General features: G+C 39.7%; 20 protein-coding genes and 4 tRNA genes. 18 read left to right on the plus strand and 6 right to left on the minus strand.

Features of this window, described 5'->3' with window-relative positions:
* The first annotated feature begins 2 nt into the window (after positions 1 to 2).
* The 8 genes from secY (at position 3) to F931_RS20270 (ending at position 6060) form a co-directional block, all read left to right on the plus strand.
* Positions 3 to 1322, plus strand: a complete 1320-nt coding sequence (gene secY, locus F931_RS20235) for a preprotein translocase subunit SecY (protein WP_014207743.1) — start codon at positions 3 to 5, stop codon at positions 1320 to 1322.
* Positions 1323 to 1342: 20 nt separating this feature from the next.
* Positions 1343 to 1459 (plus strand): 50S ribosomal protein L36, encoded by a 117-nt coding sequence (gene rpmJ, locus F931_RS20240; protein ID WP_000867907.1) that lies wholly within the window; start codon positions 1343 to 1345, stop codon positions 1457 to 1459.
* A 106-nt stretch (positions 1460 to 1565) separates the two neighbouring features.
* Positions 1566 to 1922: a 30S ribosomal protein S13 gene (rpsM, locus tag F931_RS20245; protein WP_000090815.1), complete on the plus strand. Its 357-nt coding sequence runs from the start codon at positions 1566 to 1568 to the stop codon at positions 1920 to 1922.
* Between the two features lie 19 nt (positions 1923 to 1941).
* Positions 1942 to 2328, plus strand: coding sequence for a 30S ribosomal protein S11 (gene rpsK / locus F931_RS20250; protein WP_001040166.1), 387 nt, complete (start codon positions 1942 to 1944; stop codon positions 2326 to 2328).
* A 12-nt stretch (positions 2329 to 2340) separates the two neighbouring features.
* Positions 2341 to 2967 carry a 30S ribosomal protein S4 gene (gene rpsD, locus F931_RS20255; protein WP_000135204.1) on the plus strand — a complete coding sequence of 209 codons (627 nt, stop codon included), beginning with the start codon at positions 2341 to 2343 and terminating at the stop codon, positions 2965 to 2967.
* A gap of 17 nt (positions 2968 to 2984) precedes the next feature.
* Complete coding sequence (rpoA, locus tag F931_RS20260; protein WP_002116730.1) at positions 2985 to 3992, plus strand: DNA-directed RNA polymerase subunit alpha; 1008 nt, start codon at positions 2985 to 2987, stop codon at positions 3990 to 3992.
* An 18-nt stretch (positions 3993 to 4010) separates the two neighbouring features.
* Complete coding sequence (rplQ, locus tag F931_RS20265; RefSeq protein ID WP_002049717.1) at positions 4011 to 4388, plus strand: 50S ribosomal protein L17; 378 nt, start codon at positions 4011 to 4013, stop codon at positions 4386 to 4388.
* 181 nt (positions 4389 to 4569) lie between these two features.
* Positions 4570 to 6060, plus strand: coding sequence for a flavin-containing monooxygenase (locus tag F931_RS20270; RefSeq protein WP_016142978.1), 1491 nt, complete (start codon positions 4570 to 4572; stop codon positions 6058 to 6060).
* Between the two features lie 50 nt (positions 6061 to 6110).
* On the opposite strand, the gene F931_RS20275 is transcribed toward F931_RS20270, so the two are convergent.
* Complete coding sequence (locus F931_RS20275) at positions 6111 to 7283, minus strand: acyl-CoA dehydrogenase family protein (protein ID WP_016142979.1); 1173 nt, start codon at positions 7281 to 7283, stop codon at positions 6111 to 6113.
* 189 nt (positions 7284 to 7472) lie between these two features.
* On the opposite strand from F931_RS20275, the gene F931_RS20280 reads away from it, so the two are divergent.
* The 5 genes from F931_RS20280 to F931_RS20295 all read left to right on the plus strand — a co-directional run bounded on the left by F931_RS20280 (position 7473) and on the right by F931_RS20295 (position 13020).
* Entirely contained in the window at positions 7473 to 7730 is a 258-nt protein-coding gene (locus tag F931_RS20280; RefSeq protein WP_016142980.1) for an FAD assembly factor SdhE, read from the plus strand.
* Between the two features lie 6 nt (positions 7731 to 7736).
* Positions 7737 to 8126 (plus strand): hypothetical protein, encoded by a 390-nt coding sequence (locus tag F931_RS0104020; RefSeq protein ID WP_025470444.1) that lies wholly within the window; start codon positions 7737 to 7739, stop codon positions 8124 to 8126.
* Between the two features lie 769 nt (positions 8127 to 8895).
* Entirely contained in the window at positions 8896 to 9984 is a 1089-nt protein-coding gene (locus tag F931_RS20285) for a hypothetical protein (protein ID WP_016142981.1), read from the plus strand.
* An 84-nt stretch (positions 9985 to 10068) separates the two neighbouring features.
* Positions 10069 to 10644: a rhombosortase gene (rrtA, locus tag F931_RS20290; RefSeq protein ID WP_016142982.1), complete on the plus strand. Its 576-nt coding sequence runs from the start codon at positions 10069 to 10071 to the stop codon at positions 10642 to 10644.
* Between the two features lie 180 nt (positions 10645 to 10824).
* A complete protein-coding gene (locus F931_RS20295; protein WP_016142983.1) occupies positions 10825 to 13020 on the plus strand; it encodes a TRAP transporter large permease subunit in 2196 nt (731 codons plus the stop codon).
* A 164-nt stretch (positions 13021 to 13184) separates the two neighbouring features.
* Here the strand turns inward: F931_RS20295 and F931_RS20300 are convergent, their stop codons facing one another.
* From F931_RS20300 to rnr, 4 genes are all read right to left on the minus strand, one after another.
* The gene (locus F931_RS20300) at positions 13185 to 13610 is read right to left on the minus strand and encodes a hypothetical protein (RefSeq protein WP_016142984.1); all 426 of its coding nucleotides are present in this window, start codon (positions 13608 to 13610) and stop codon (positions 13185 to 13187) included.
* An 11-nt stretch (positions 13611 to 13621) separates the two neighbouring features.
* Entirely contained in the window at positions 13622 to 13831 is a 210-nt protein-coding gene (locus F931_RS20305) for a YheV family putative zinc ribbon protein (protein WP_016142985.1), read from the minus strand.
* A 40-nt stretch (positions 13832 to 13871) separates the two neighbouring features.
* Positions 13872 to 15926, minus strand: coding sequence for a M3 family metallopeptidase (prlC, locus tag F931_RS20310; RefSeq protein WP_025470445.1), 2055 nt, complete (start codon positions 15924 to 15926; stop codon positions 13872 to 13874).
* A gap of 135 nt (positions 15927 to 16061) precedes the next feature.
* Positions 16062 to 18479: a ribonuclease R gene (gene rnr, locus F931_RS20315; RefSeq protein ID WP_016142987.1), complete on the minus strand. Its 2418-nt coding sequence runs from the start codon at positions 18477 to 18479 to the stop codon at positions 16062 to 16064.
* 261 nt (positions 18480 to 18740) lie between these two features.
* Between rnr and F931_RS20320 the strand changes: the two genes are divergently transcribed.
* The 5 genes from F931_RS20320 to F931_RS20340 all read left to right on the plus strand — a co-directional run bounded on the left by F931_RS20320 (position 18741) and on the right by F931_RS20340 (position 19851).
* Positions 18741 to 18831 (plus strand) — tRNA-Ser (locus F931_RS20320).
* 10 nt (positions 18832 to 18841) lie between these two features.
* Positions 18842 to 18918, plus strand: a tRNA-Arg gene (locus F931_RS20325).
* A 39-nt stretch (positions 18919 to 18957) separates the two neighbouring features.
* Positions 18958 to 19034, plus strand: a tRNA-Arg gene (locus F931_RS20330).
* Positions 19035 to 19073: 39 nt separating this feature from the next.
* Positions 19074 to 19150: transfer RNA gene (locus F931_RS20335), tRNA-Arg, on the plus strand.
* 107 nt (positions 19151 to 19257) lie between these two features.
* Positions 19258 to 19851, plus strand: coding sequence for an HAD family hydrolase (locus F931_RS20340; protein WP_016142988.1), 594 nt, complete (start codon positions 19258 to 19260; stop codon positions 19849 to 19851).
* Between the two features lie 64 nt (positions 19852 to 19915).
* Here F931_RS20340 and F931_RS20345 read toward each other — a convergent pair whose 3' ends face one another.
* A complete protein-coding gene (locus F931_RS20345) occupies positions 19916 to 22270 on the minus strand; it encodes a beta strand repeat-containing protein (protein ID WP_016142989.1) in 2355 nt (784 codons plus the stop codon).
* Positions 22271 to 22782 lie beyond the last annotated feature (512 nt).

Below are 22782 nucleotides of genomic sequence, written 5' to 3' on the forward strand. Positions count from 1 at the left end.
TGATGAAAGGTCAGCCATTTCATGTGAAATATCGTGAAATTATTCGCCGGATGAGTTTTCTAATCGGTGCATTGCTGGTCTTTCGACTAGGAGCGCATATTCCAGTACCAGGCATTAATAATGCTGCGTTAGAAAATTTATTTCATGCGAACCAAGGAACTATTCTTGGGCTATTCAATATGTTTTCTGGCGGTGCTTTAGAGCGAATGTCTATTCTTGCTTTAGGGATTATGCCTTACATTTCTGCATCAATTATTGTGCAGTTAATGTCTACTGTAATTCCTTCACTTGAAGCCTTGAAAAAGGAAGGTGAGCAAGGTAAGCGTAAAATTAATCAATATACGCGTCAGGGCACATTGTTACTTGCAGTGGTTCAGGCAGTTGGTATGTGTGCAGGTTTGATAGGTCAGGGTATTACTCTGTCTGTTGGCCTTGCATTTTATATACCGGCAGTTACTTCACTTGTCGCTGGAACTATGTTCTTAATGTGGCTAGGTGAGCAAATCACTGAAAGAGGTATTGGTAACGGTATCTCAATGATTATTTTCGCAGGTATTGTTGCTGGTTTGCCTAAATTAATTATGCAATCAGTATCTTCTGTAGATAATGGTCAGACAAGTTTGATTGGTCTTGTAATCTTCGGTCTTTTGTCTTTAGGTGTATTGGCAGCCATTGTGTTTATCGAAAAAGCACAACGTCGTATCCCAGTAAACTATGCACAAAAGCAACAAGGTCGTCGTATATTTACAGCACAGCAGACGCATTTGCCATTAAAAATTAATATGGCTGGTGTTATTCCTGCGATTTTTGCAAGTTCTTTACTATTGTTCCCAGCTAGTCTTGGGCAATGGGTAGGAAGTGCAGATCCAAATGCTGGTTTTATTAAAAGTAGCTTACAAGACTTAGCGTTAGTATTGTCGCCTGGACAGCCTTTGTATTTGGTGCTCTTTGGTGCGTTAATTATCTTTTTCTGTTACTTTTATACGGCTTTAGTATTTAGCCCTAAGGAAGTATCAGAAAATCTAAAACGCAGCGGAGCTTATGTGCCTGGTATTCGCCCAGGTGAGCAAACTGCTCGTTACTTAGATCATATTCTTAATCGTTTGACGTTTATTGGTGCGATTTATATTACGGTCATTTGTTTAATGCCAATGATTCTACAAAGTTCTTTTGGGATTCCATTCTATTTAGGTGGTACCTCATTATTGATCGTAGTAGTCGTGGTTATGGACTTTATGGCTCAGCTACAAGCGCATTTAACATCTCATCAATATGACAATCAAACATTAATGAGAAAAACGACTGCTCATCCTAAGGGATAAGCGCACTTAGAGGTTTCATCATGAAAGTACAAGCTTCTGTAAAGAAAATTTGTGGTAGCTGTAAAGTTATCCGTCGTAATGGGGTTATTCGCGTAATTTGTAGCGCAGAACCTCGTCATAAGCAGCGTCAAGGTTAATCTAATCAAGACCTGTTGATTTCAGTAGGCGAATTGGGTTAATATCCGCCCCTCAAGATTTTTGTGGGGCGGTTGATTATCTCTACTGCCTTTTTGGAGAAAGTGAATGGCTCGTATTGCCGGTGTAAACATTCCGGATAACAAGCATGCTGTTATCTCCCTCACTTACATCTTTGGTATCGGTCGCCACACTGCTAAGAATATCTTAGCTGCAGTTGGTATTACTGAAACTACTAAGATCCGTGAGTTGGACGATGCTCAGCTTGATGCGATTCGTGCAGAAGTTGCTAAGGTTCCTACCGAAGGTGACTTACGTCGCGAAATTTCCATGAACATTAAACGTTTAATGGATTTGGGTTGCTACCGCGGCCTTCGCCATCGTCGCAGCTTGCCTGTCCGTGGTCAACGCACCAAAACTAACGCACGTACCCGTAAAGGTCCGCGCAAACCGATTAAAAAGTAAGATTTCTGGAAGCTAAAAGATGGCTAAAGATACTCGCACACGCAAGAAGGTCACTCGTACCGTCTCTGAAGGTGTTGCACACATTCACGCGTCTTTTAATAACACCATTGTTACGATTACTGATCGTCAAGGTAATGCATTGGCTTGGGCCACCTCAGGTGGACAAGGCTTCCGTGGTTCACGTAAATCAACTCCGTTTGCTGCTCAGGTAGCTGCTGAAGTTGCTGGTAAAGCAGCTTTGGATTACGGTTTGAAAAATCTGGACGTCCTTGTAAAAGGTCCTGGTCCAGGTCGTGAGTCTGCGGTTCGTGCATTAGGCGCAGTGGGTTATAAGATTAACAGCATTACCGATGTGACTCCAATTCCTCACAACGGTTGCCGTCCACCTAAAAAACGTCGCGTGTAAGGAGAAACATTCATGGCTCGTTATATTGGTCCAAAATGCAAACTCTCTCGCCGCGAAGGGACAGACCTGCAACTTAAATCTGGCGTTAAACCATTTGACGTCAAAACTAAAAAAGCTAACAAAGCACCTGGTCAACATGGTCAGGCACGCGGTGGTAAGCAATCTGAGTATTCACTACAATTACGTGAAAAACAAAAAGTCCGTCGTATTTACGGTGTGTTAGAACGTCAATTTAGTAACTACTATAAAGAAGCAGCTCGTGTTAAAGGCGCAACAGGTGAGAACTTGTTGAAATTGCTTGAAAGCCGTCTTGATAACGTTGTTTATCGCATGGGTTTTGGTTCTACACGTGCAGAAGCTCGTCAGTTAGTAAGTCACCGTAGCATTACTTTGAATGGTCGTCGTGTAAACATCGCATCTATTCAAGTTAAAGCTGGTGATGTAATTGCGGTTCACGAAGGTGCTAAACAACAATTGCGTATTAAAAACGCGATTGAGTTAGCTGCACAACGTGGTATTCCAGCTTGGATCGAAGTTGATCATTCTAAGCTTGAAGGTACGTTTAAAGCTGCACCAGATCGTTCTGATTTACCTGCTGAAATCAACGAAAGCTTGATTGTAGAATTGTATTCTAAATAATCCTTGAGGTAGCAATAATGACGCGTACTGCAAACGAGTTTCTAACTCCGCAAGCGATCAAGGTCGAAGCGGTAAGCGGGACCTCGGCAAAAGTGATTCTAGAACCTTTAGAGCGTGGTTTTGGCCATACTCTAGGTAATGCTTTACGTCGCATTCTATTGTCTTCTTTACCTGGCGCTGCTGTGGTTGAAGTAGAGATAGAAGGTGTCGAGCACGAGTACAGTACTTTAGAAGGCTTGCAGCAGGACATCGTCGAGCTCTTGCTGAACCTAAAAGGATTGTCTATTAAGCTGTTCGATCAAAATGAAGCATATTTAACATTAGAAAAACAAGGTCCTGGCGATATTACTGCTGCTGACCTTCGTTTACCTCATAATGTTGAAGTGGTTAACCCAGAACATTTAATCGGTACTTTAAGTGCTTCAGGCTCATTAAAAATGCGCTTGAAAGTTGCTCAAGGTCGTGGTTATGAAACATCTGATTCTCGTTTCCCTGAAGGTGAAACACGTCCTGTTGGTCGTTTGCAATTAGATGCTTCTTACAGCCCAATTAAACGTGTTTCTTACACCGTTGAAAATGCGCGTGTAGAACAACGTACCGATTTAGATAAACTGGTAATCGACCTTGAAACAAATGGAACGGTTGATCCTGAAGAAGCTATCCGTAAAGCGGCAACAATCTTGCAACAACAAATTGCAATTTTCGTTGATCTTCAGAAAGACCAAACTCCAGTTGCTCAAGAGCCTCGTGAAGAAGTTGACCCAATCTTGCTTCGCCCAGTAGATGATCTAGAGCTTACTGTTCGTTCTGCTAACTGTTTGAAAGCAGAAAATATTTACTACATTGGTGATCTTGTTCAACGTACTGAAGTTGAGTTGTTAAAAACTCCTAACCTTGGTAAAAAATCGTTAACAGAGATCAAAGATGTTTTGGCATCGAAAGGCTTACAACTCGGTATGCGTCTTGAAAACTGGCCACCAGCTAGTCTTCGTATGGACGACCGTTTTGCCTATCGTAGCCGTTAATTAAGTAGGACTATCACCATGCGTCATCGTAATAGTGGTGTGAAATTAGGCCGTACAAGCAGCCATCGTAAAGCGATGTTCCAAAACTTGGCTAATTCTTTATTTGAACACGAGTTGATCAAAACAACTGTGCCTAAAGCTAAAGAATTACGTCGTGTTGCTGAGCCTTTAATCACTCTAGCAAAAAACGATACTGTAGCAAATCGTCGTTTAGCATTTGCTCGTACTCGTAATGCTGCAACTGTTGGTAAATTATTTACCGTACTCGGCCCTCGTTACAAAGAACGTAACGGCGGTTATCTACGTGTTCTTAAAGCGGGCTTCCGTGCTGGTGATGCAGCACCGATGGCTTACGTTGAGCTTGTAGATCGTGAAGTAAACACTTCAGCTGAATAATTGATTTTATTCAAAAAAGACCGGTTTTATACCGGTCTTTTTTATTTCTAGTCACAAAATAATTTATAAAAATGTCCTCAAGTGACATAAAAAAGCAGATAAACGGTCAAACTTGACATTGTGTATTGTCAAAATTGTGTTTTAATAAACTTATATTCTCAACAATGGGTATAAAAATAAAATGGAAAAGCAAGTTGATATTTTAATCATTGGTGCAGGTATTTCAGGAATCGGAATCGCTGCTCATTTGTCAAAAAATTCACCACAACGACAGTTCGAGATTTTAGAACGTCGTGAGTCTTTTGGTGGAACATGGGATCTTTTCCGTTATCCTGGTATTCGTTCAGATTCAGATATGTCTACCTTTGGTTTTAACTTTAAACCATGGTGTAAAGCGAATGTATTAGCTGATGGTGCTTCTATTAAAGGGTATTTAGGCGAAGTAATTGATGAATATAAATTAAAAGAAAAAATTCATTTTGGTCATCGTGTACTTTCTGCTAATTATGATTCTGCCTCAAAAAAATGGCAGGTTGTAGTACAAGATAGCAATAAAAAACAGCAGACTTGGATTGCAAATTTTGTTGTTGGATGTACAGGTTACTATAACTATGATCAGGGGTATGCGCCTTCTTTCCCAAATCAAGAAGCATTTAAAGGGCAGCTTATTCACCCACAGCATTGGCCGGAAAATTTAGATTACGCAGGTAAGAAAATCGTTATTATTGGGAGTGGTGCAACAGCAATTACTTTAGTACCAGCGATGGCTAAAGGTGGGGCAGGTCATGTCACCATGTTGCAGCGTTCACCAACGTATATTGCTAGCGTTCCTTCTATCGATTTCATCTATGAAAAAACGCGTAAATTTATGTCTGAAGAAGCAGCTTATAAATTTACCCGTGCTCGCAACATTGGCATGCAACGCGCTATTTATGCATTGTCTCAGAAGCATCCGAAAACTGTACGTCGTTTACTTTTAAAAGCAATTGAAGTGCAACTTAAAGGTAAGGTTGATATGAAGCATTTTACGCCTTCATATAATCCATGGGATCAGCGTTTATGTGTAGTGCCAGATGGTGACTTGTTTAAGATTTTACGTGAAGGTAAAGCAAGTGTAGAAACTGATCAGATTGAGAAATTTACCGAAAAAGGTGTTTTACTTAAATCTGGTAAACATCTTGATGCTGATATCGTCGTTTCAGCAACAGGGCTACAAGTTCAGATTATGGGTGGAGTTCAGGCTACTCTTGATGGGAAACCAATCAACTCATCTGAACATATGCTTTATAACGGCATAATGCTCAGTGATGTACCAAATATGGCGATGATAATTGGCTATGTGAATGCATCATGGACACTCAAAGTGGATATCGCTGCTGAATATATTTGTCGCTTATTAAACTATATGGACAAAAATAGCTATGATGAAGTGATCCCATCGGGTGATAAGACGGTGATGGAAGAAGATACCGTAATGGGTAAGCTATCTTCAGGTTATATTAACCGTGCAGCACATGAACTTCCTAAACAGGGTAAACGTGCTCCATGGCAGGTGACTAATAACTACCTCGAAGATAGAAAGTCCCTAAAAAATGCGACATTTGAAGATGGTATTCTTCATTTTCATAAGCGTTCTGAAGCAAATGAACGTAAACCAAAATTAGTATCCTAAGTCATATTAAATAAGAAAAGGGGCGTAATGCCCCTTTTCTTATGAAGGTATTAAAGTGTTCTTGAAATTAATTCTTTCATGATTTCATTTGTACCTGCATAAATTCGATTTGCTCGATGATCTATGTAGGCACGCGCAATTGGATATTCAAGCATATAACCATAACCACCATGCAATTGAAGGCATTCATCTACAATCTTCGAGAACATATCAGAAATTTTATATTTAGCAGCTGCGGCAGCTTCGACACTCAATTTTTCTTCAAGTTGTAATTCCATACAACGATCTAGATAAGTACGGCAGAAATCTATCTCTGTTCTAAGTTCAGCAAGTTTAAAGCGTGTATTCTGAAATGCGCCTATAGGTTTACCAAATGCTTTACGATCTTTTGTATATTGAACGGTATGCGCAAAGGCTGCTTCAGCGCCTGCCTGACAAATAATAGCAACTAACATTCGTTCCCATGCTAATTCTTTCATGAGCATAATAAAGCCCATACCTTCCATGCCTAAAAGGTTTTCTTTAGGAACGCGAACGTTATCAAAGAATAATTCGCAAGTATCCTGACCTTTCATTCCTATTTTGTTTAGAGGTTTACCTTTACTAAAACCAGCACGGTCTGCTTCCACAATAATTAATGATAGGTTTGCTGAACCTTTATCACTATTACCAGTTTTACAAACGACTACTGCCATGTCGCATAGGTAGCCATTCGTAATAAAAATTTTAGAGCCATTAATGACATATTCGTCACCATCAAGTACGGCTGTGGTTCTTACCGCTTGTAAATCCGAACCCGTACCCGGTTCTGTCATTGCAATAGCGGTGACCACTTCTCCAGTTGCCATTTTGGGTAACCATTTTTGTTTTTGTTCTTCATTACCAAAATTATTAACGTAATTAGCAACAATGTCAGAATGCAAAGAGAAACCGGTACTCGAGTCCATCGCATACGCTTGTTCTTCGATAAGAATCATACTGTATAGACGATCTACCCCAGAACCGCCATATTGCTCTGGCATTGTGGTGCAAAGAAGACCTAATTCTCCAGCTTTATTCCAAAGATCTCGGTCCACATGTTGCTGTTTTTCATATTTTTCTATATTTGGAACTACTTCCTTTTCATAGAATTTACGGACAGTCTCACGGAAGGCTTCATGTTCTTCATTAAATAAGTGTCTTGGTAACATATTTGGAATAGGACGGATGGCACCAGATTGCATTTGTATTTCTTCCTTGGTTCAGGTGTGATGTTATGTCCCTAAACATACGGAAGCATTTCATACCTAACAATGTGATGAATGCTCAATTATGAGAACAAGATGATAAATTTGGTCAATTTGATATTTTTAGCGATCTTTGGAAGGTGATCAGGTAAACTAGACGCACTATCAACGCAGATGGGGAAATAAATGTCTGACGAAATGACCTTGGAAGAACGTAAAGTAATTTATCGAGCACGCCGCGGCTTAAAAGAAATTGACGTCTATTTTGACCCGTATGTAAAAAACTATTATTTGAAAGCTGATCCGGCAGAAAAAGCATTGTTTGCAGAGTTAGTTGAGCAAGAAGATCCAGATTTATTAGATTGGTTCATGGAAGTTTCTGAACCTCCACGTACAGAGTTACGTGAATTTATTTATAAATTAAAACAGTATGTGCATGGCTAAACTGTTTTGATAAAAGTATTAAATTTTAAGCTGAAATATAGCCGTGTCTCGGTAATATTTCAGCTTTTTGTTGGTTTGGGCTTAGCAATCCTGCTTTATCAATTATTAACACCTATGTGGTGGCTATGTGCTCTTATTCTTTTATCTATTAGTTTTATCTTCTTTTTAAAGCAAACACGAATATCTCAAATTGTATATTTGGATCAAAAATTATGGTCGGTTGCATGCACCTCTCAAAAAGCGATTCACCAGTCGGCAATTATTAAAATAATTGATTATCAGATATTCATAGTCGTTTATTTTGAAGGGGAATCCATGAAAATAGCTATTATTTGGTACGATCAGCTTCCTATTCAGCAGTGGAAAAGGATAAAAGTTTTAGAAAAACTCTATTAATTGTTAGACAATTCTACATTTGTATATTTATTTAAAAATTATAAAAAACAGAAGGTTATTAATTATTTTCTTGCTTGAGTTCAGGATTGTCTAATTAAAATATAGAAAAAAGCGAAGGAAAGGTGATTGTCTGACAATTTCGCCTACGGGTATTTATTTGATCGGTTAAAGTACAAACACCAACGTAAAGTGTGTCGGAGGTCTCAAAATGGAGATGCCAACATGGTCGTTCTTGGTCATTGCCATAATTTTGGCAGTGGTAATAGGAAGAGCAGGAACTTTACTCAGGGAACATCTTAACAAAGTTAATTTTAACAAAGTTAAGAGACAGAGGATGCAAGCTCGTCGATCAGTCAATTATTAAATTGGTTAGTCGATTAATTTCATCAAGTGTCCAGTTTATTACTGGGTGCGATTGTAGTAAGGAGGTCTCTCATGGAGATTTCAATGTGGATGTTTCTGTTAATTGCAGTAGTTATGGCTGTAGTAGTAGGAAGAGCAGGAACTTTACTTAAGGATTATATAGAACAAAAATAATATAAGCCGTTAAAAGCTTATCTCAGTTAATAAGTAGCATGTGCTGAACCGTCGCAATGCTACTTTTTTTTGCCCAAAATTTCTGTTTCCTCGAAAAACTGTCAATTTTATCTGCTGTGAAGTGTGTCAAAGTATAAGCGCTACAATTAGAGTAATTACTCTTTTATTCAAGATATGCATCTGCTAATGTACATCTGAAAAGGAAAAAACAAATTACATAGAGGACAGGAAGATGTCTAAAGTCCAAAAAATAAGCCAAGGTTTGGCGGTGAGTTTTCTTGCAGCTTCAGTTTTATCAGGTTGTTCTTATGTGGTAAAAACCGGAGCCAATGTTGCTTTAGGTTTTACTGAAAAGCATATGATTCCACCTATTCTTGCTATGCAAGATGCTGAAATGGTCTGTAATTCAGGTAATGCTTTAACTCCAGCAATTATGTCTACCAAAGGTATGGGAGCTGACCCTACACGTGTTGCAGTATTACTATATGCAGCGTCGGGTGTTTGTGCAGAAAACCAGGCTTTAGAGGCAGAATTACGTTATTTGCGGGCTTCAAAAGCGGGACAGGTAACAGAAGCTCAGGATGCTCGTATTGCACAAAAACGTTGGGCTGCAATTGCGGCTGAACGTCAATATACGGGTTATAAGTTATTTGCTGACCGTTGGGAATCTAAATATAAATATCATTTAGGTGATTCTTGTCCAACGATGCGTAGTGACTTAGATCAAACTGTCTATTTAATGGGAATGATCAGCGGTCTACAAGCTGTGACCAATGATATTAACTCTGGTGGCGCAGTGAATGTTCCTAAAGATATCGCTGCTATTGTAGAGCGGGGAATGGTCTGCCTAGATAATGAAAAATTCTGGGGAGCGCCTAACGCAACGCGTGCTGTTATATGGACTTTATTACCTGGTGCAGATGAGGGTAAGCCAGATCCATATCAAACTTTGAAACAGTCAGTGCAATTAGGCGAGCAAAAAGGTGTTCGCTTATCTCATGCTTTATATGCAGTGGCTGCCCAAGCAAGTGGTGATGATGCAAAAATTCGTGATGCATTAAGATCATATGCGGCATCTCAAGCTGATGATAAACCTGTCAATCCGAACTTTAAGTTAATTGATAGTATGGCAGGCCTTATTGTACGTGGGATCTCTGACCGTTACTGGACCGAGCATACTGGCGTACGTACCGGAGATGATGGAATGTCTCATTTCTGGGATGATAAGAATGAAGGTGCAGCAGAGCTAGATGAATTATTTGATGGCGGAGCTGCTTCTGAAGTTCCTGCGGATTCATCTACTACACCAGCAGCGCAGTAAAAAATATTTGAAAGACTAACTTCTTGCGAGTCTATTGTTAAGTTCTACAATAATTGCAAGAAGTTTAATTTCAAGGAGTGTGCCATGAAGGATCATGTACTGAATAGTAAAGTGCTTTTGGTCGCAGTGTGCATTTCCATTTCTGCGTGTTTACAGGTGTTTCCTGATACTTTTATTTATTGGCGTGACAGTTTACTTGGCGAATTCTGGCGTTTATGGACAGCGCACTGGGTTCATGTAGGTTGGATTCATTTTCTTTTAAATATGATGGCATTTGCCTGTTTACCCTTTATCTTTCCACATACAAAAGCATGGCATATTTTAAGCCTGCTTTTGCTGTTGCCACCTTTTATTAGTTTGGTGTTCTACTTTTATTTACCTTATATCGAAGCGTATGCAGGGCTGTCTGGTGTATTACATGGGCTATATACAGCGGTTGCTTTAGTGTATTTGCAATATCGTAAAGAGCGTAATTTTGCTTTTTTGGTTCTAGGTTTAATCGTAGCTAAACTCATATGGGAAAACACATTCGGGCAAACAGGAACTGCCCAGTTAATAGGAAGTCCTGTTTTAACTGAGGCTCATTTATATGGAGCGATAGGTGGAGCAATTTTTGGGGGATGCTATTGGCTTGTGCAGAGATTAAAAAAGAAACATTGACAATACAAACTGTTAAAAAAGTGATTTTAGTCATTCTTTATTCATAAAGTTTGATGCAAATTTGATCGTTGAATAAAGGGATTGGTAGAAGGGGGATGGATTTAACCCCTGACCAAGAAAATTGCATGACTCAATCTCCTGTTTTTTATAGGTTTTTGAGAGAACAAAATTGGAATATTTATGCAAGAACATCAAGAAAAAAGATCTGGATTAGGTCTGCTGGGTTATATCTGGAACGAATGGATCTCAACATTCGTCATCCTTATTCTGCTATTAATGACTCTAATTATTGGTACCGGGGAAATGATCCACGGACAATTATTACGTATCGGGGAGCGCCTCTATGGTGACCCTGCTACAGGTATGCAATATTCTTTTTTGCGTGCTGAGCCAGAAAAGCCAACTTGTGATCGACATCCAAATATCGATGCTCAAGTAAAAGAACAAATGAAAGCAAATGCGTCTGATGATTTCGCGAGCTTCTTTGGTGCAGCATCGGAAAGTGATGTCCGTGCATCACTACTCGCAGCGCAGCAACAATGTGATGAAAAATATCAGGCGTATGATAAAACCATTAAATATATCGAAGCTAACCCTGGGGTACGTACTTACCGTGCTATCGAGACTGGTTTCTTTGGGATTTTTAAATTCGGTACAGAGAACCGCGCTATTTTACTCATCTTTATGGTTCTGATTTCTGCGATCACTGCATCGTTGAAATATCACCATATTGGCTTACGTAATCCAGCAACAAAAATAGATTACAAAGTGTATTCACTCTTTATGTTGATTGGTAATGCACTACTTAGCTTCTCGGTAATTAGTCAGTATCGTTCAGTCATAAATTCTGGGGTAACACCTACCTATGAAACAGTAACGATTTACTGGATCTGGATGATTCTATTTGTTGTTCTGACCTTAATTAGTCTCTATCAATTATTTGTCTCACCTCCACCAAAACGTGAAGGCGGTAATATAGGTTTAGCCTTATTATCGGTGCCTTTATATGCTTACATGGCACTAATTACAGGTATCGTATTCACGTTCTTTATGGATTACCCAATGGGGCAAGGGATTTACCTTGGTTTATTGGTTGAGTTCTCAGGTATCTTCTTAAACCTTGCCTTGTTTATTTGGGCAGGTATGCTTTTGACTCAAACACGTGTTATGGATTTGTTCCTTAATGTCCTTCGTCCATGGAACTTGGCGCCAGAAACTTTAACGTGGTTAATTCTAATTGCTGCTGCTGTACCAACAGCATATACAGGTGCATCAGGTATTTTCGTAATCGCAGCTGGTGCAATTATTTATAAAGAAGTCTGGAATGCAGGTGCTCGCCGTCAATATGCGTTGGCTGTGTCTGCCATGTCAGGTTCTTTGGGGGTAGTTGTACGTCCATGTCTATTGGTCGTTTTAATTGCAATGCTTGATAGCCGCCATGTAACGTCCGATGAGCTGTTTGGTCATGGTATTTATGTATTTTGGTTAACTGCATTTATTTTCTTGGGTGTTTCCTTACTTTTGGCTGAGGAAAAATTCCGTGTGAATTCACCAAAAGTTGCGATTCCAGGCATGATGCGCGCCTTTGTACCCGTAATTCCATATATTCTGATCACTGCTGTTGTTCTTGCGATCTATAAATATGCGCTAGATACAGGAATGAATGAATTTACTGCACCAGTAATTTTGCCATTAGTCCTCATCGCAATGATCTTGTATGACAAATTGGTCGCTACCAAAGAAGCTCCTGCAATTAATATTCATGAGGCGATTGTTCGTGAACACGAACAAAAATCACCATTCCTTCGTGCGCATGATCCGCATAGTTCTCAATTCCGTCTTGGTTTTGGTGGAGCACTTCGTTTTGCGACCTCAGAAACTGTAGGTCATATTGGTGCTCTAATTATCTTGATGGCATTGTCTGCAAGTGTAGGTGGTTTAATTGAACGCTCTGAAGTGGTTGAATTATTGCCGACCCATTTAGGCAGTATCTACATCTCACTTGCATGTATTGCGTTATTACTTGCCATTATTGGTATGTGTACAGACCCATTTGGTGCTGTAATTTTAGTTGCTGCAACTATTGCACCTGTGGCATACGAAAATGGTATTCATCCAATTCATTTCTGGATGATTGTATTGGTGGCATTCGAATTTGGTTATGTAACACCACCCGTTGCCTTGAACCATCTACTCACGCGGTTGTCCGTCGGAGATGATGAAGTGAATGCGGCTGATGCTGAAGCGAAAGAGAAATATACAAGTTTCTACTTCCGATATGAGCGCTGGTTGCTACCAATTATTGTCTTGTTCTCATCATTGGTATTAGTGACCTACGTACCATATGTATTTAAGTTATTCGGTTGGTATCATTAACTTAAATTAAAGTATCGGTTATATAAAAAAGCCTTCCTAAACGGAGGGCTTTTTTTATAAGTAGATTGAGTAAATTTAGAAAAAGATAATTAATACTATTTTTAAATCCAAATAAAAAAGCTAAAGATAGATGACTTTAGCTTTTTTAAGAGTCCGCTCAAAAACTATTGCTGTTTAAGCTGAGCTTCAAGCAATTTAACTTGTTCTTCTTTGAGTTTAGCTAATTGATCAGCATCAGCATGCTGAGCTTTTAAGGTGGATTCCTGTTCTTTTAACTGGCGTTGGATATCTTCAAGTTTTGACACTTCTTCTTTTGCTAAAGACTCTTGGGCTGGTACAGGTTCTTTAAGCATATTCTCACTGACAAGTTGCTGAGAACTTGCATTTTCAGCTAAGGGTTCAGAACTTGGTAATGGCTCAGCAGGTTGAGCAGGAGCGGGCGTCGATACAGGTTGAGGATCAACCAGTGGTGCTGACGACTCAGTTTTTTTAAAAAACCATTGTGCTGCAAAAAAAAGCACTACGAGAATGCTTAAGCCCCCAATTAAAATCCATAATAATTTTGAGTTTTGTTTTCTTTGTAGTGGCATGTTTAAGACCTTTAGTCGGGACGACGTGGCTTGAACTGTATTACCCCAATTTCATCAGGTATAGCAGGCGTCTCAGGCTCATCAACATGAGTTGGACGATTTTCGCTATAACCGCATTCAATACATTCAATCCATTCATCTTCTGCGGTGGTTAGCATGACAATCCGATCCATGGCTTCACATTTTGGACATTTTGCCCCAGCAATGAAACGTTTTTTCATCTTTATCACCCTAACCACACGATCAATTTAGGCCCATAGTTTAAGCGGTTTTGTTGTCATTCGTCCAACCTTGATGACGTAACAACGCGTCAATTTTAGGTTCGCGCCCACGGAAATTAACAAATGCCTCAAGCGCGGTGTCTTTTCCACCCACAGCTAAAATTGCCTGACGGAATTCTTTACCTGTTTGAGTGTTAAAAATACCTTCATTTTCAAAACGATCAAACGCATCACTTGCTAAGACTTCTGCCCATTTGTAAGAGTAATAACCCGCGGCATAACCACCAGCAAAAATATGACTAAAACTATGTTGGAAACGATTGTAGTCGACAGTAGGAACGACTGCATACTGCTTACGAATGTCGTTTAAGGTCTGCTGAATTTGCTCACTGTTTAGCGCAGGCGTTTTTGTGTGAATGGTCAAGTCAAACAACGCAAATTCAAGCTGACGCAAAGTTTGCATACCAGATTGGAAGAATCGGGCATTTAATAAAGCATCTAGTAATTCTTGTGGCAAAGTTTGTTTACTATCGATGTGTTCACTTAGTACATCTAGGCTTTCTTTATCCCATGACCAGAATTCCATAAATTGACTTGGTAGCTCTACTGCATCCCAAGCAACACCGTGCGTTCCTGCAACCGAGATGTTATCTACCTCTGTTAGCATGTGATGTAAACCATGTCCAAACTCGTGGAATAAAGTAATCACTTCGTCATGAGTCAATAAAGCAGGTTGATCACCTACCGGAGGGGTGAAATTACACACCATATAGCAAATTGGTTTTTGTAAGCCATGAAGCGTCTGCATGCGTGAGCGGAAACCATTCATCCATGCGCCACCACGTTTGCCCGTACGAGCATAGATGTCAAAGAAGAATCCACCAATCACTTGGCCTTGGTCTTCTAATTCAAAATAACGTGCATCTGGATGCCAGACAGGTGCTTGTCTTTCGATAATATTAATGCCGTATAGGCGCTGCACAATCTGGAATAATCCCTGAAGAACTTTAGGAGCAGGGAAATAGGGTTTTAAAGCTTCTTGAGATAAGTTGAATTGTTGCTGTTTAAGCTTTTCAGAATAGTATGTTGTATCCCAAGGTTTGAGTTCATCCACACCATCTTGTTTAGCAATTTCTTGAAGTTCCGCAACTTCTTGAAGTGCAGGAGTACGCGCATGTTCTGCTAGATCAACCAAAAACTCATGTACTGTTTTTACGTCTGGCGCCATTTTGCTTGCCAGAGAATATTCAGCGTAGTTATTGAAACCAAGTAGTTTCGCCATTTCCTGACGAAGACTCAAAATTTCTTCCATAATTTTGCTGTTATCAAACTCAGTTTGTTCAGACTGATCAGATGCGCGAGTTACATAAGCTCTATAAAGCTCTTCACGCAATGCACGGTCATCTGCATAAGTCATGATCGCAAAATATGCTGGGAAATCGAGAGTTGCTACAGCTTGGTCGAGTTCACGTTGTTTGCCGTACTGTTTTAATAGCTCAATATTACTTTCTGGAAGGCCTTTTAACTGATCTTCGGTAAGTGGTTTAAAGTAAGCCTGTGTTGCATCAAGTACGTGGTTTGAAAAATCAAAAGAAAGCTGTGAAAGACGCGCAGAAATCTCTGCATAACGTTTTTTCTCTTCACCCTCTAAGGCTACACCAGAAAGTTTAAAATCACGTAAAGCGAGGCGAATAGCACTTTGTTGGGCTGGGCTAAGCGAAGTATAACCTTGATCATCATGGATGTGTTGATATGTCTGATAAAGCGCCGTGTGTTGACCAAGCTGAGTGTAATATTCACTCAATGCCGGTAATAAGGATTGATAAACTTCTCTCGTTTCTGCATTACTCATTACCGCATTTAAATGCGATAAAACGCCCCATGATTCACTCAGGTTATTCTCAAGCGTATCGACTTGCTCAAGTACGGAAAGTTGTTGTGCTCTATCTCTAGGTGCAGCTGTAAGAGTATTTAAAAATTCCTGACCTGCTTGAATTGCTTGCTGGATGTCTTGTTTTAAATTTTCTAATTTAATTTGGTCAAAACGCGGAGTTGGTAAAGTCGCTTGCTGTAAAGTCATTGCTAATAGCCACATTATTTTTTAAACATGGTATTAGATGTAGGTCCTCTCAAGCCGGAAATCAAGCTTAATGTGTAAAATAACCCTTTTTAAAAAGAAATAAGCCTCCTATAGGAGACTTATTTCTAATTCGTGATAATTATTTACTCATTATTCAGCCTTTGATTTTGCATTCGACTTTTTCTTTTTAGGTTTAGATTTTTTCTTCACCTTCTCTGGTTTAGCCTCAGCTTTTGCTGAGGTTTTTTTACCAGATTTTTTGGTGTAAGAACTTGGCTTACTTTTTTCTTTCTTTTTATGAACAGGTCTTTCACCATCACTGCTGACGGTTGGTTTGCTAAAGACCTCTTCGTTAGCCTGAGCAGCTGTTTTAGTGGTGCGTGGTGCGCGGCTACGAACTACTCGGCCTGCATGGGTAACTTGTTTAATAAGCTGAAAGTCAATTTTACGTTCTTCCAGATTGACACCAGCAACCTGAATTTTAACTTCATCGCCTAGACCAAAGACTTGACCACGATTTTGACCTACCAGATTTTGGCTCGCTTGGTCATAAATAAAGAAGTCATCGCCGAGTTGGCTAATATGAATCATACCATCGACATATAGATCTTTCAGTGTCACAAACAAACCAAATTCGGTTACCGCACTCACAATACCAATAAACTCATCGCCTAAATGCTGTTGCATGTAGTGGCACTTCAACCAAGTCGTTACGCTGCGAGATGCTTCATCAGCACGGCGTTCTGTTTGAGAGAAATGTTCACCTGCATCATCTAGTGCAGCACCAGAGAGTGGATAAGGCTTTTGTTTGAGATGTGCTTTAATGGCACGGTGCAATAATAAATCTGGGTAACGACGGATTGGCGAAGTGAAATGTGTATAAGCTTCATAAGCCAAACCATAGTGCCCTGCATTTTTTGCGCCATAATAAGCTTGCATCATTGAGCGTAATAAAACGGCATGAATGCTTGGTGCATCAATACGATCTTTGGTTGCTTCAATAACTCTTTGATAGTCTGCTTGAGTTGGCTGGTCAGGGAAGGGGAGACCCAGTAATTTTACGAAGTCTTTTACTTTCTGAATACGTGAAAACTCTGGCGCTTCATGCACGCGATATAACATTGGAACATCATGTTCTAATGCATATTCAGCCGCAGCAACGTTAGCAAGCAACATACATTCTTCAATGAGCTTATGTGCTTCATTACGTGTACGTGGCAAAATTTCTTTAATCCCGCCTAGCTCATCAAAAGTCATGTAGGTTTCAATGGTTTCAAATTCCATTGCATGACGATCAGCACGTAAATTTTTCAAAATCTGATAAAGCTGGAAAAGCGTATTTAAAGATTTATGAACATCACGATCTTTTGGAATCGCATCTGTGGCGCCGTCAAAATATTGTGCTACCTGTGTATAGGTCAAACGTGCTTTTGAATGCATGACTGATGGATAAAACTCATAACCTGTTACACGGCCTGTACGAGAGAGTTTTAAGTCACAGACCATACATAAACGGTCTACATGAGGGTTCAGAGAGCACAAACCGTTTGACAAAGCCTCTGGTAGCATCGGTAATACAAAGTGCGGGAAGTATACCGAAGTTCCTCGTTCCTCAGCTTCTTCATTGAGGGCTGAGTCTAAGCGGACATAATGGCTAACATCAGCAATTGCGACGACTACACGGTAACCACCGCCTGGACGTTTTTCTGCATAAACCGCATCATCAAAATCTCGAGCATCTTCACCATCGATCGTAACTAATGCTAAATCTCTTAAATCAATACGGCCTTCACGATCTTGAGCGGATGGCTCTTTAAAACTTTCAGCTTCTTTTAAGACTTGATCTGGAAACTCATATGGCAAACCAAATTCAAGAATGGTCTGTGGAATAATAATTTCTGTATCAGCTTTATCGGCCATAGACTGAATAATATGCGCCGTCGCAAACTCTTCACGAGTTGGATAACTATCTATTGCGACACGTAGCATATCGCCAACATTTGCCTTAGCATGTGTTACCAATTCTTTTTCTAAAGGAATAGGTTGGTGCTGATTTGGATTGTTGGGTTGAATAAAATATTCGCCATTGTGAACTGACAATTTACCAATTAATTGTTTAACGCGATGCTGTAAAACTTCTGTGATAAAACCCCATGGTTTACCTTTACGGTCAACCGAAGTCTGGCGCACTCTAACTCGGTCACCATTAAATACTAAACGTAATTCGCGTTCAGGAAGTAAAAGATCAGTTTGACCATCAATATGTGCCGTACCTAAACCTTTACTATTAATATAAACAGTTGCTTCATAGGTTGGTTGATCTGCCACCAACTGAAATTTAAAACCGTCTTTCATGATTTGGCCGTCACGAACCATAGCACTTAAGCGGTGACTTAGAGCTTCAATACTTTTTTGGTCATGAATATTAAAATGATCGACAAGTTCTGCATGAGATTGCGGTGTCTGCAATTGTTCCAATGTATCTAAAATAAGAGTACGGCTTGGAATAGGATTGTCATAACGTTCAGCTTCAGCTTTCGCTTCGGGGTCAGCCCAGTTTTTTGTCATGTCGTTTGGTTTCACGCTTGGCAGATAAGTTTAGCATAAGTCATGCAGACCCGAACTGCACGTTTAGGTTTGCAATAATGTGTTATGCACTACAGTATTTTGATGAAGAAATAATATCTATCTTAACAAGCGTTTGATCGAAAAAGACGAAAATAATGAGGAAATTGCTTAAAAAATAATTCATTGAACTAAAAAACAAGAAAATTTCACTATGATGACTTGAACAATAGGGTTTTAGTTTGTATTATGGCGGCTCGTTCCGGTGAGGTGGATGAGTGGCTGAAATCACTTCCCTGCTAAGGAAGCATACCTATTACTGGTATCGAGGGTTCGAATCCCTCTCTCACCGCCATTTACTTAATGCGCTCATAGCTCAGCTGGATAGAGCACTTGGCTACGAACTAAGGGGTCGGGAGTTCGAATCTCTCTGAGCGCACCAAGTAAAACAGAACGAATCGCTGAAAGGCACACAAGTTACGCGCTCATAGCTCAGCTGGATAGAGCACTTGGCTACGAACTAAGGGGTCGGGAGTTCGAATCTCTCTGAGCGCACCAAGTAAAACAGAACGAATCGCTGAAAGGCACACAAGTTACGCGCTCATAGCTCAGCTGGATAGAGCACTTGGCTACGAACTAAGGGGTCGGGAGTTCGAATCTCTCTGAGCGCACCAACTTGAAGAATTAACCGCTTTTATAGCGGTTTTTTTGTGCCTGTTTTTTAGTACTTTAAGAAAAATCTAAATTTATAACTTTTTAATTATATTAGAGATAATCATAAATGAACTTAGCTTTATTTGACTTTGACGGCACGATTACTCATAGCGACACATTCAGCCTATTCCTTAAATTTTCTTTGAACAAAAAAACTCAAATAGTCGGTGGTATTCGTCTTGCACCTTATATAGCGGGTTATAAGCTTGGATGGGTAACTGATAAAACTATTCGAACTAAACTTTGCCAAGTGGGATATGCGGGATATGATGCAGATGCCCTAAAAGTTAGGGGACAAGAGTTTGCTAAAAATGTGCTTCCTATCTGTGTGCGTGAAAATGCTTTGGAACGTATTCTCTGGCATAAACAACAAGGCGATCAGATTGTTGTTGTCTCTGCATCATTGGGCGTTTATTTAGAAAGTTGGTGCCAGTCTTTAGGTTTAGATGTTATATGTAATCAACTTGAAATACGTGATGGTATTTTGACAGGTGAGTTTATTAATGGCGATTGTGGTTATTTAGAAAAAGTAAATAGAATAAAAAATAAATATGATTTAAGCCAATATTCTAAAATTTATGCTTATGGTGATACACCTAATGATTATGCAATGTTAGAACTGGCGCATAAGAAATACTATAGATGGCAAGAAGTGAATTAATATTTAAAAATATATTAATAAAGAAAGCCACTTCTCATAAGTGGCTTTCTTTTAATGGATTATATTAAACAGTATTGAAAGAGTTTTCTAGGAAGCTATCAGTAAGTAATGATGTCGGTACGATAGTATGCGTTGTGTTGGTTACGCTAGATACTGTAGACGTCACGCCACCAAGTAAGCTGCCACCAGTTAATCCGCCCAGCAAATTAGAAATAACATCTAAGCCGCCTTCACCAGTAACGCCACCCGTTAAGCTACCAACGATGTCTGTAACGATGCCGATAGGGTTGTCTGTACCGCCAGTCACACCACCAGTTAACCCACCGAGAAGATCGGTCACTACACCAAGAGAGCTATCACCACCAACGCTACCTGTTAAGCCACCAAGTAAATCAGTTAGTAGACCGAGTGAGCTATCTCCACCAGTTGCTCCACCAATAGTACCAGTTAATCCGCCAATGATTTCTGTAACTAAACCAGTAGCAGTTGTACCATTTGTAATCAGCGTATCGAGAATACCAGTAGCAGATTCAGTAGCACCCTGAATATCACCACCAACTAAATCAGAAACTACCTCAAGTGCACCGTTAACTGTGTCGCGAGAAGTTTCAAAGGTTAATGTGCCGAGGTCGGCAATTTCAGAAACTGGGTGTTCTGCTTGTGGAAGGGCGCCGATAATTGTATCTGCAACTGTATCAATGCCAGTGTTGATAATTTCAGTTTTTAGGCTTTCTACACCCTGAAGAATATCAATACCGCCTTGAATGACATCAATCACAGGTGAAATTGGGGAAGTTCCACCACCGATACCGCCAGTTACACTGCCGATAATGTCAGTAATCACTTCAAGTGGGTTGCCGTCAACGCCACCAGTTACACCACCAATAATGTCAGTAATTACTTCAAGCGGGTTACCGTCAACGCCGCCAGTTACACCACCAATAATGTCGGTAATTACTTCAAGTGGGTTACCGTCAACACCGCCAGTTACACCACCGATAATATCGGTAATCACTTCAAGTGGATTGCCATCAACGCCACCAGTTACACCACCAATAATGTCGGTAATTACTTCAAGCGGGTTACCGTCAACGCCGCCAGTTACACCACCGATAATATCGGTAATCACATCAAGTGGACTTCCATCAACACCACCAGTTGCGCCACCGATAATATTATTCACAATTCCAGTTGCGGTTGTACCATTGGTGATAAGCGTGCCCAGAATACCTGTAGCAGATTCAGTAGCACCTTGGATATCACCGCCAACTAAATCAGAAACTACCTCAAGTGCACCATTTACTGTGTCGCGAGAAGTTTCGAAAGTTAGTGTGCCAAGACCTGCTAGGTCTGAAACTGGATGTTCAGTTTGAGGAAGGATACCAATGATTGTGTCAGCAATAGTGTCGATGCCTGTATTGATAATTTCAGTTTTTAGGCTTTCTACACCCTGAAGAATATCAATACCGCCTTGAACGACATCAATCACAGGTGAAATTGGAGATGTACCACCGCCGATGCCACCAGTAACACCGCCGATAATGTCAGTAATCACTTCAAGCGGGTTGCCATCAACGCCACCAGTTACACCACCAATAATGTCAGTAATTACTTCAAGTGGGTTACCATCAACGCCACCAGTTACACCACCAATAATGTCGGTAATCACTTCAAGCGGGTTACCTTCAACACCACCAGTTACGCCACCAACGACATCGGTAACGCTTCCGACCACGCCAGTAACAATACCAGTTGCGGTTGTGCCATTATTGATAAGTGTTTCAACAATACCAGTAGCAGACTCAGTAGCGCCTTGAATATCACCACCAACTAAATCAGAAACTACCTCAAGTGCACCGTTTACTGTGTCGCGAGAAGTTTCAAAAGTTAATGTGCCGAGGTCGGCAATTTCAGAAACTGGATGTTCTGCTTGTGGAAGGACGCTGATAATTGTATCTGCAACTGTATCAATGCCAGTATTGATAATTTCAGTTTTTAGGCTTTCTACACTCTGAAGAATATCAATACCGCCTTGAACGACATCAATCACAGGTGAAATTGGAGATGTACCACCCCCGATACCACCTGTAACACCGCCGATAATATTAGTTACGGTTTCAAGAGGATTGCCACCACTAATTCCGCCAGTCACACCACCAATAATATTGGTTACAGTGTCAACCGGGCTTGTAGAACCAATACTACCTGTAACTGTGCCCACTGCATCAGAAACAAGACCAGTTGTGGTCGTTGTAAGTGTATTTGTTGCTGTAGATAGAGTGTCTGAAAGTAAGCCAGAAGTTGATATGTGACCATCAACAGTAGAGCCGCCCGTTACATTAGTATTCACCGATATAATATTGCCCAAATCTTGAGTAACTTTTGATATCGAAGAAACGAGATTTTTTAGTAAGAACATTTCAGTCTATTTCCTATATAATTATGTATTTTTAAGTAAGTATTATTTATTGCGCGAGTTAATTATTGAGATATATATCTCAATAATTGCGATTTAGTATTGGTGAGATCTCAAAAGCTGTCAATGTGTATTTTTAGTCACATTTTTTGATATTAAATAATATTTAAAGCAATAATAATTTTTTTAATTTAGACATAAAAATAATAATATTTTTTATATAATATTTTTTTCATTAATTATTTTTTAATCATATTTTCACTCATTTGAAGCATTATCCTCGATAAATTTTAATTAAGCTTATAATGTTAAAGCTCAACCAGAAATATATTATTTCTATAATGTTGACTAAAACAGTAGCCTTTATCATCTAGGTATATGGCCAAATGCCGCAAAAAGCTGATAAAATTTATTTGAAAAAAAATATTTCAAATACATCTTAAATAAGAAAAACACTAATAATTTTAGCCGCTATTTGATGTAAACTAGTTTGATGGCTAAGAACTAGACGTTTG

Source organism: Acinetobacter pittii ANC 4050 (assembly GCF_000399685.1).
Lineage (GTDB): Bacteria > Pseudomonadota > Gammaproteobacteria > Pseudomonadales > Moraxellaceae > Acinetobacter > Acinetobacter pittii_E.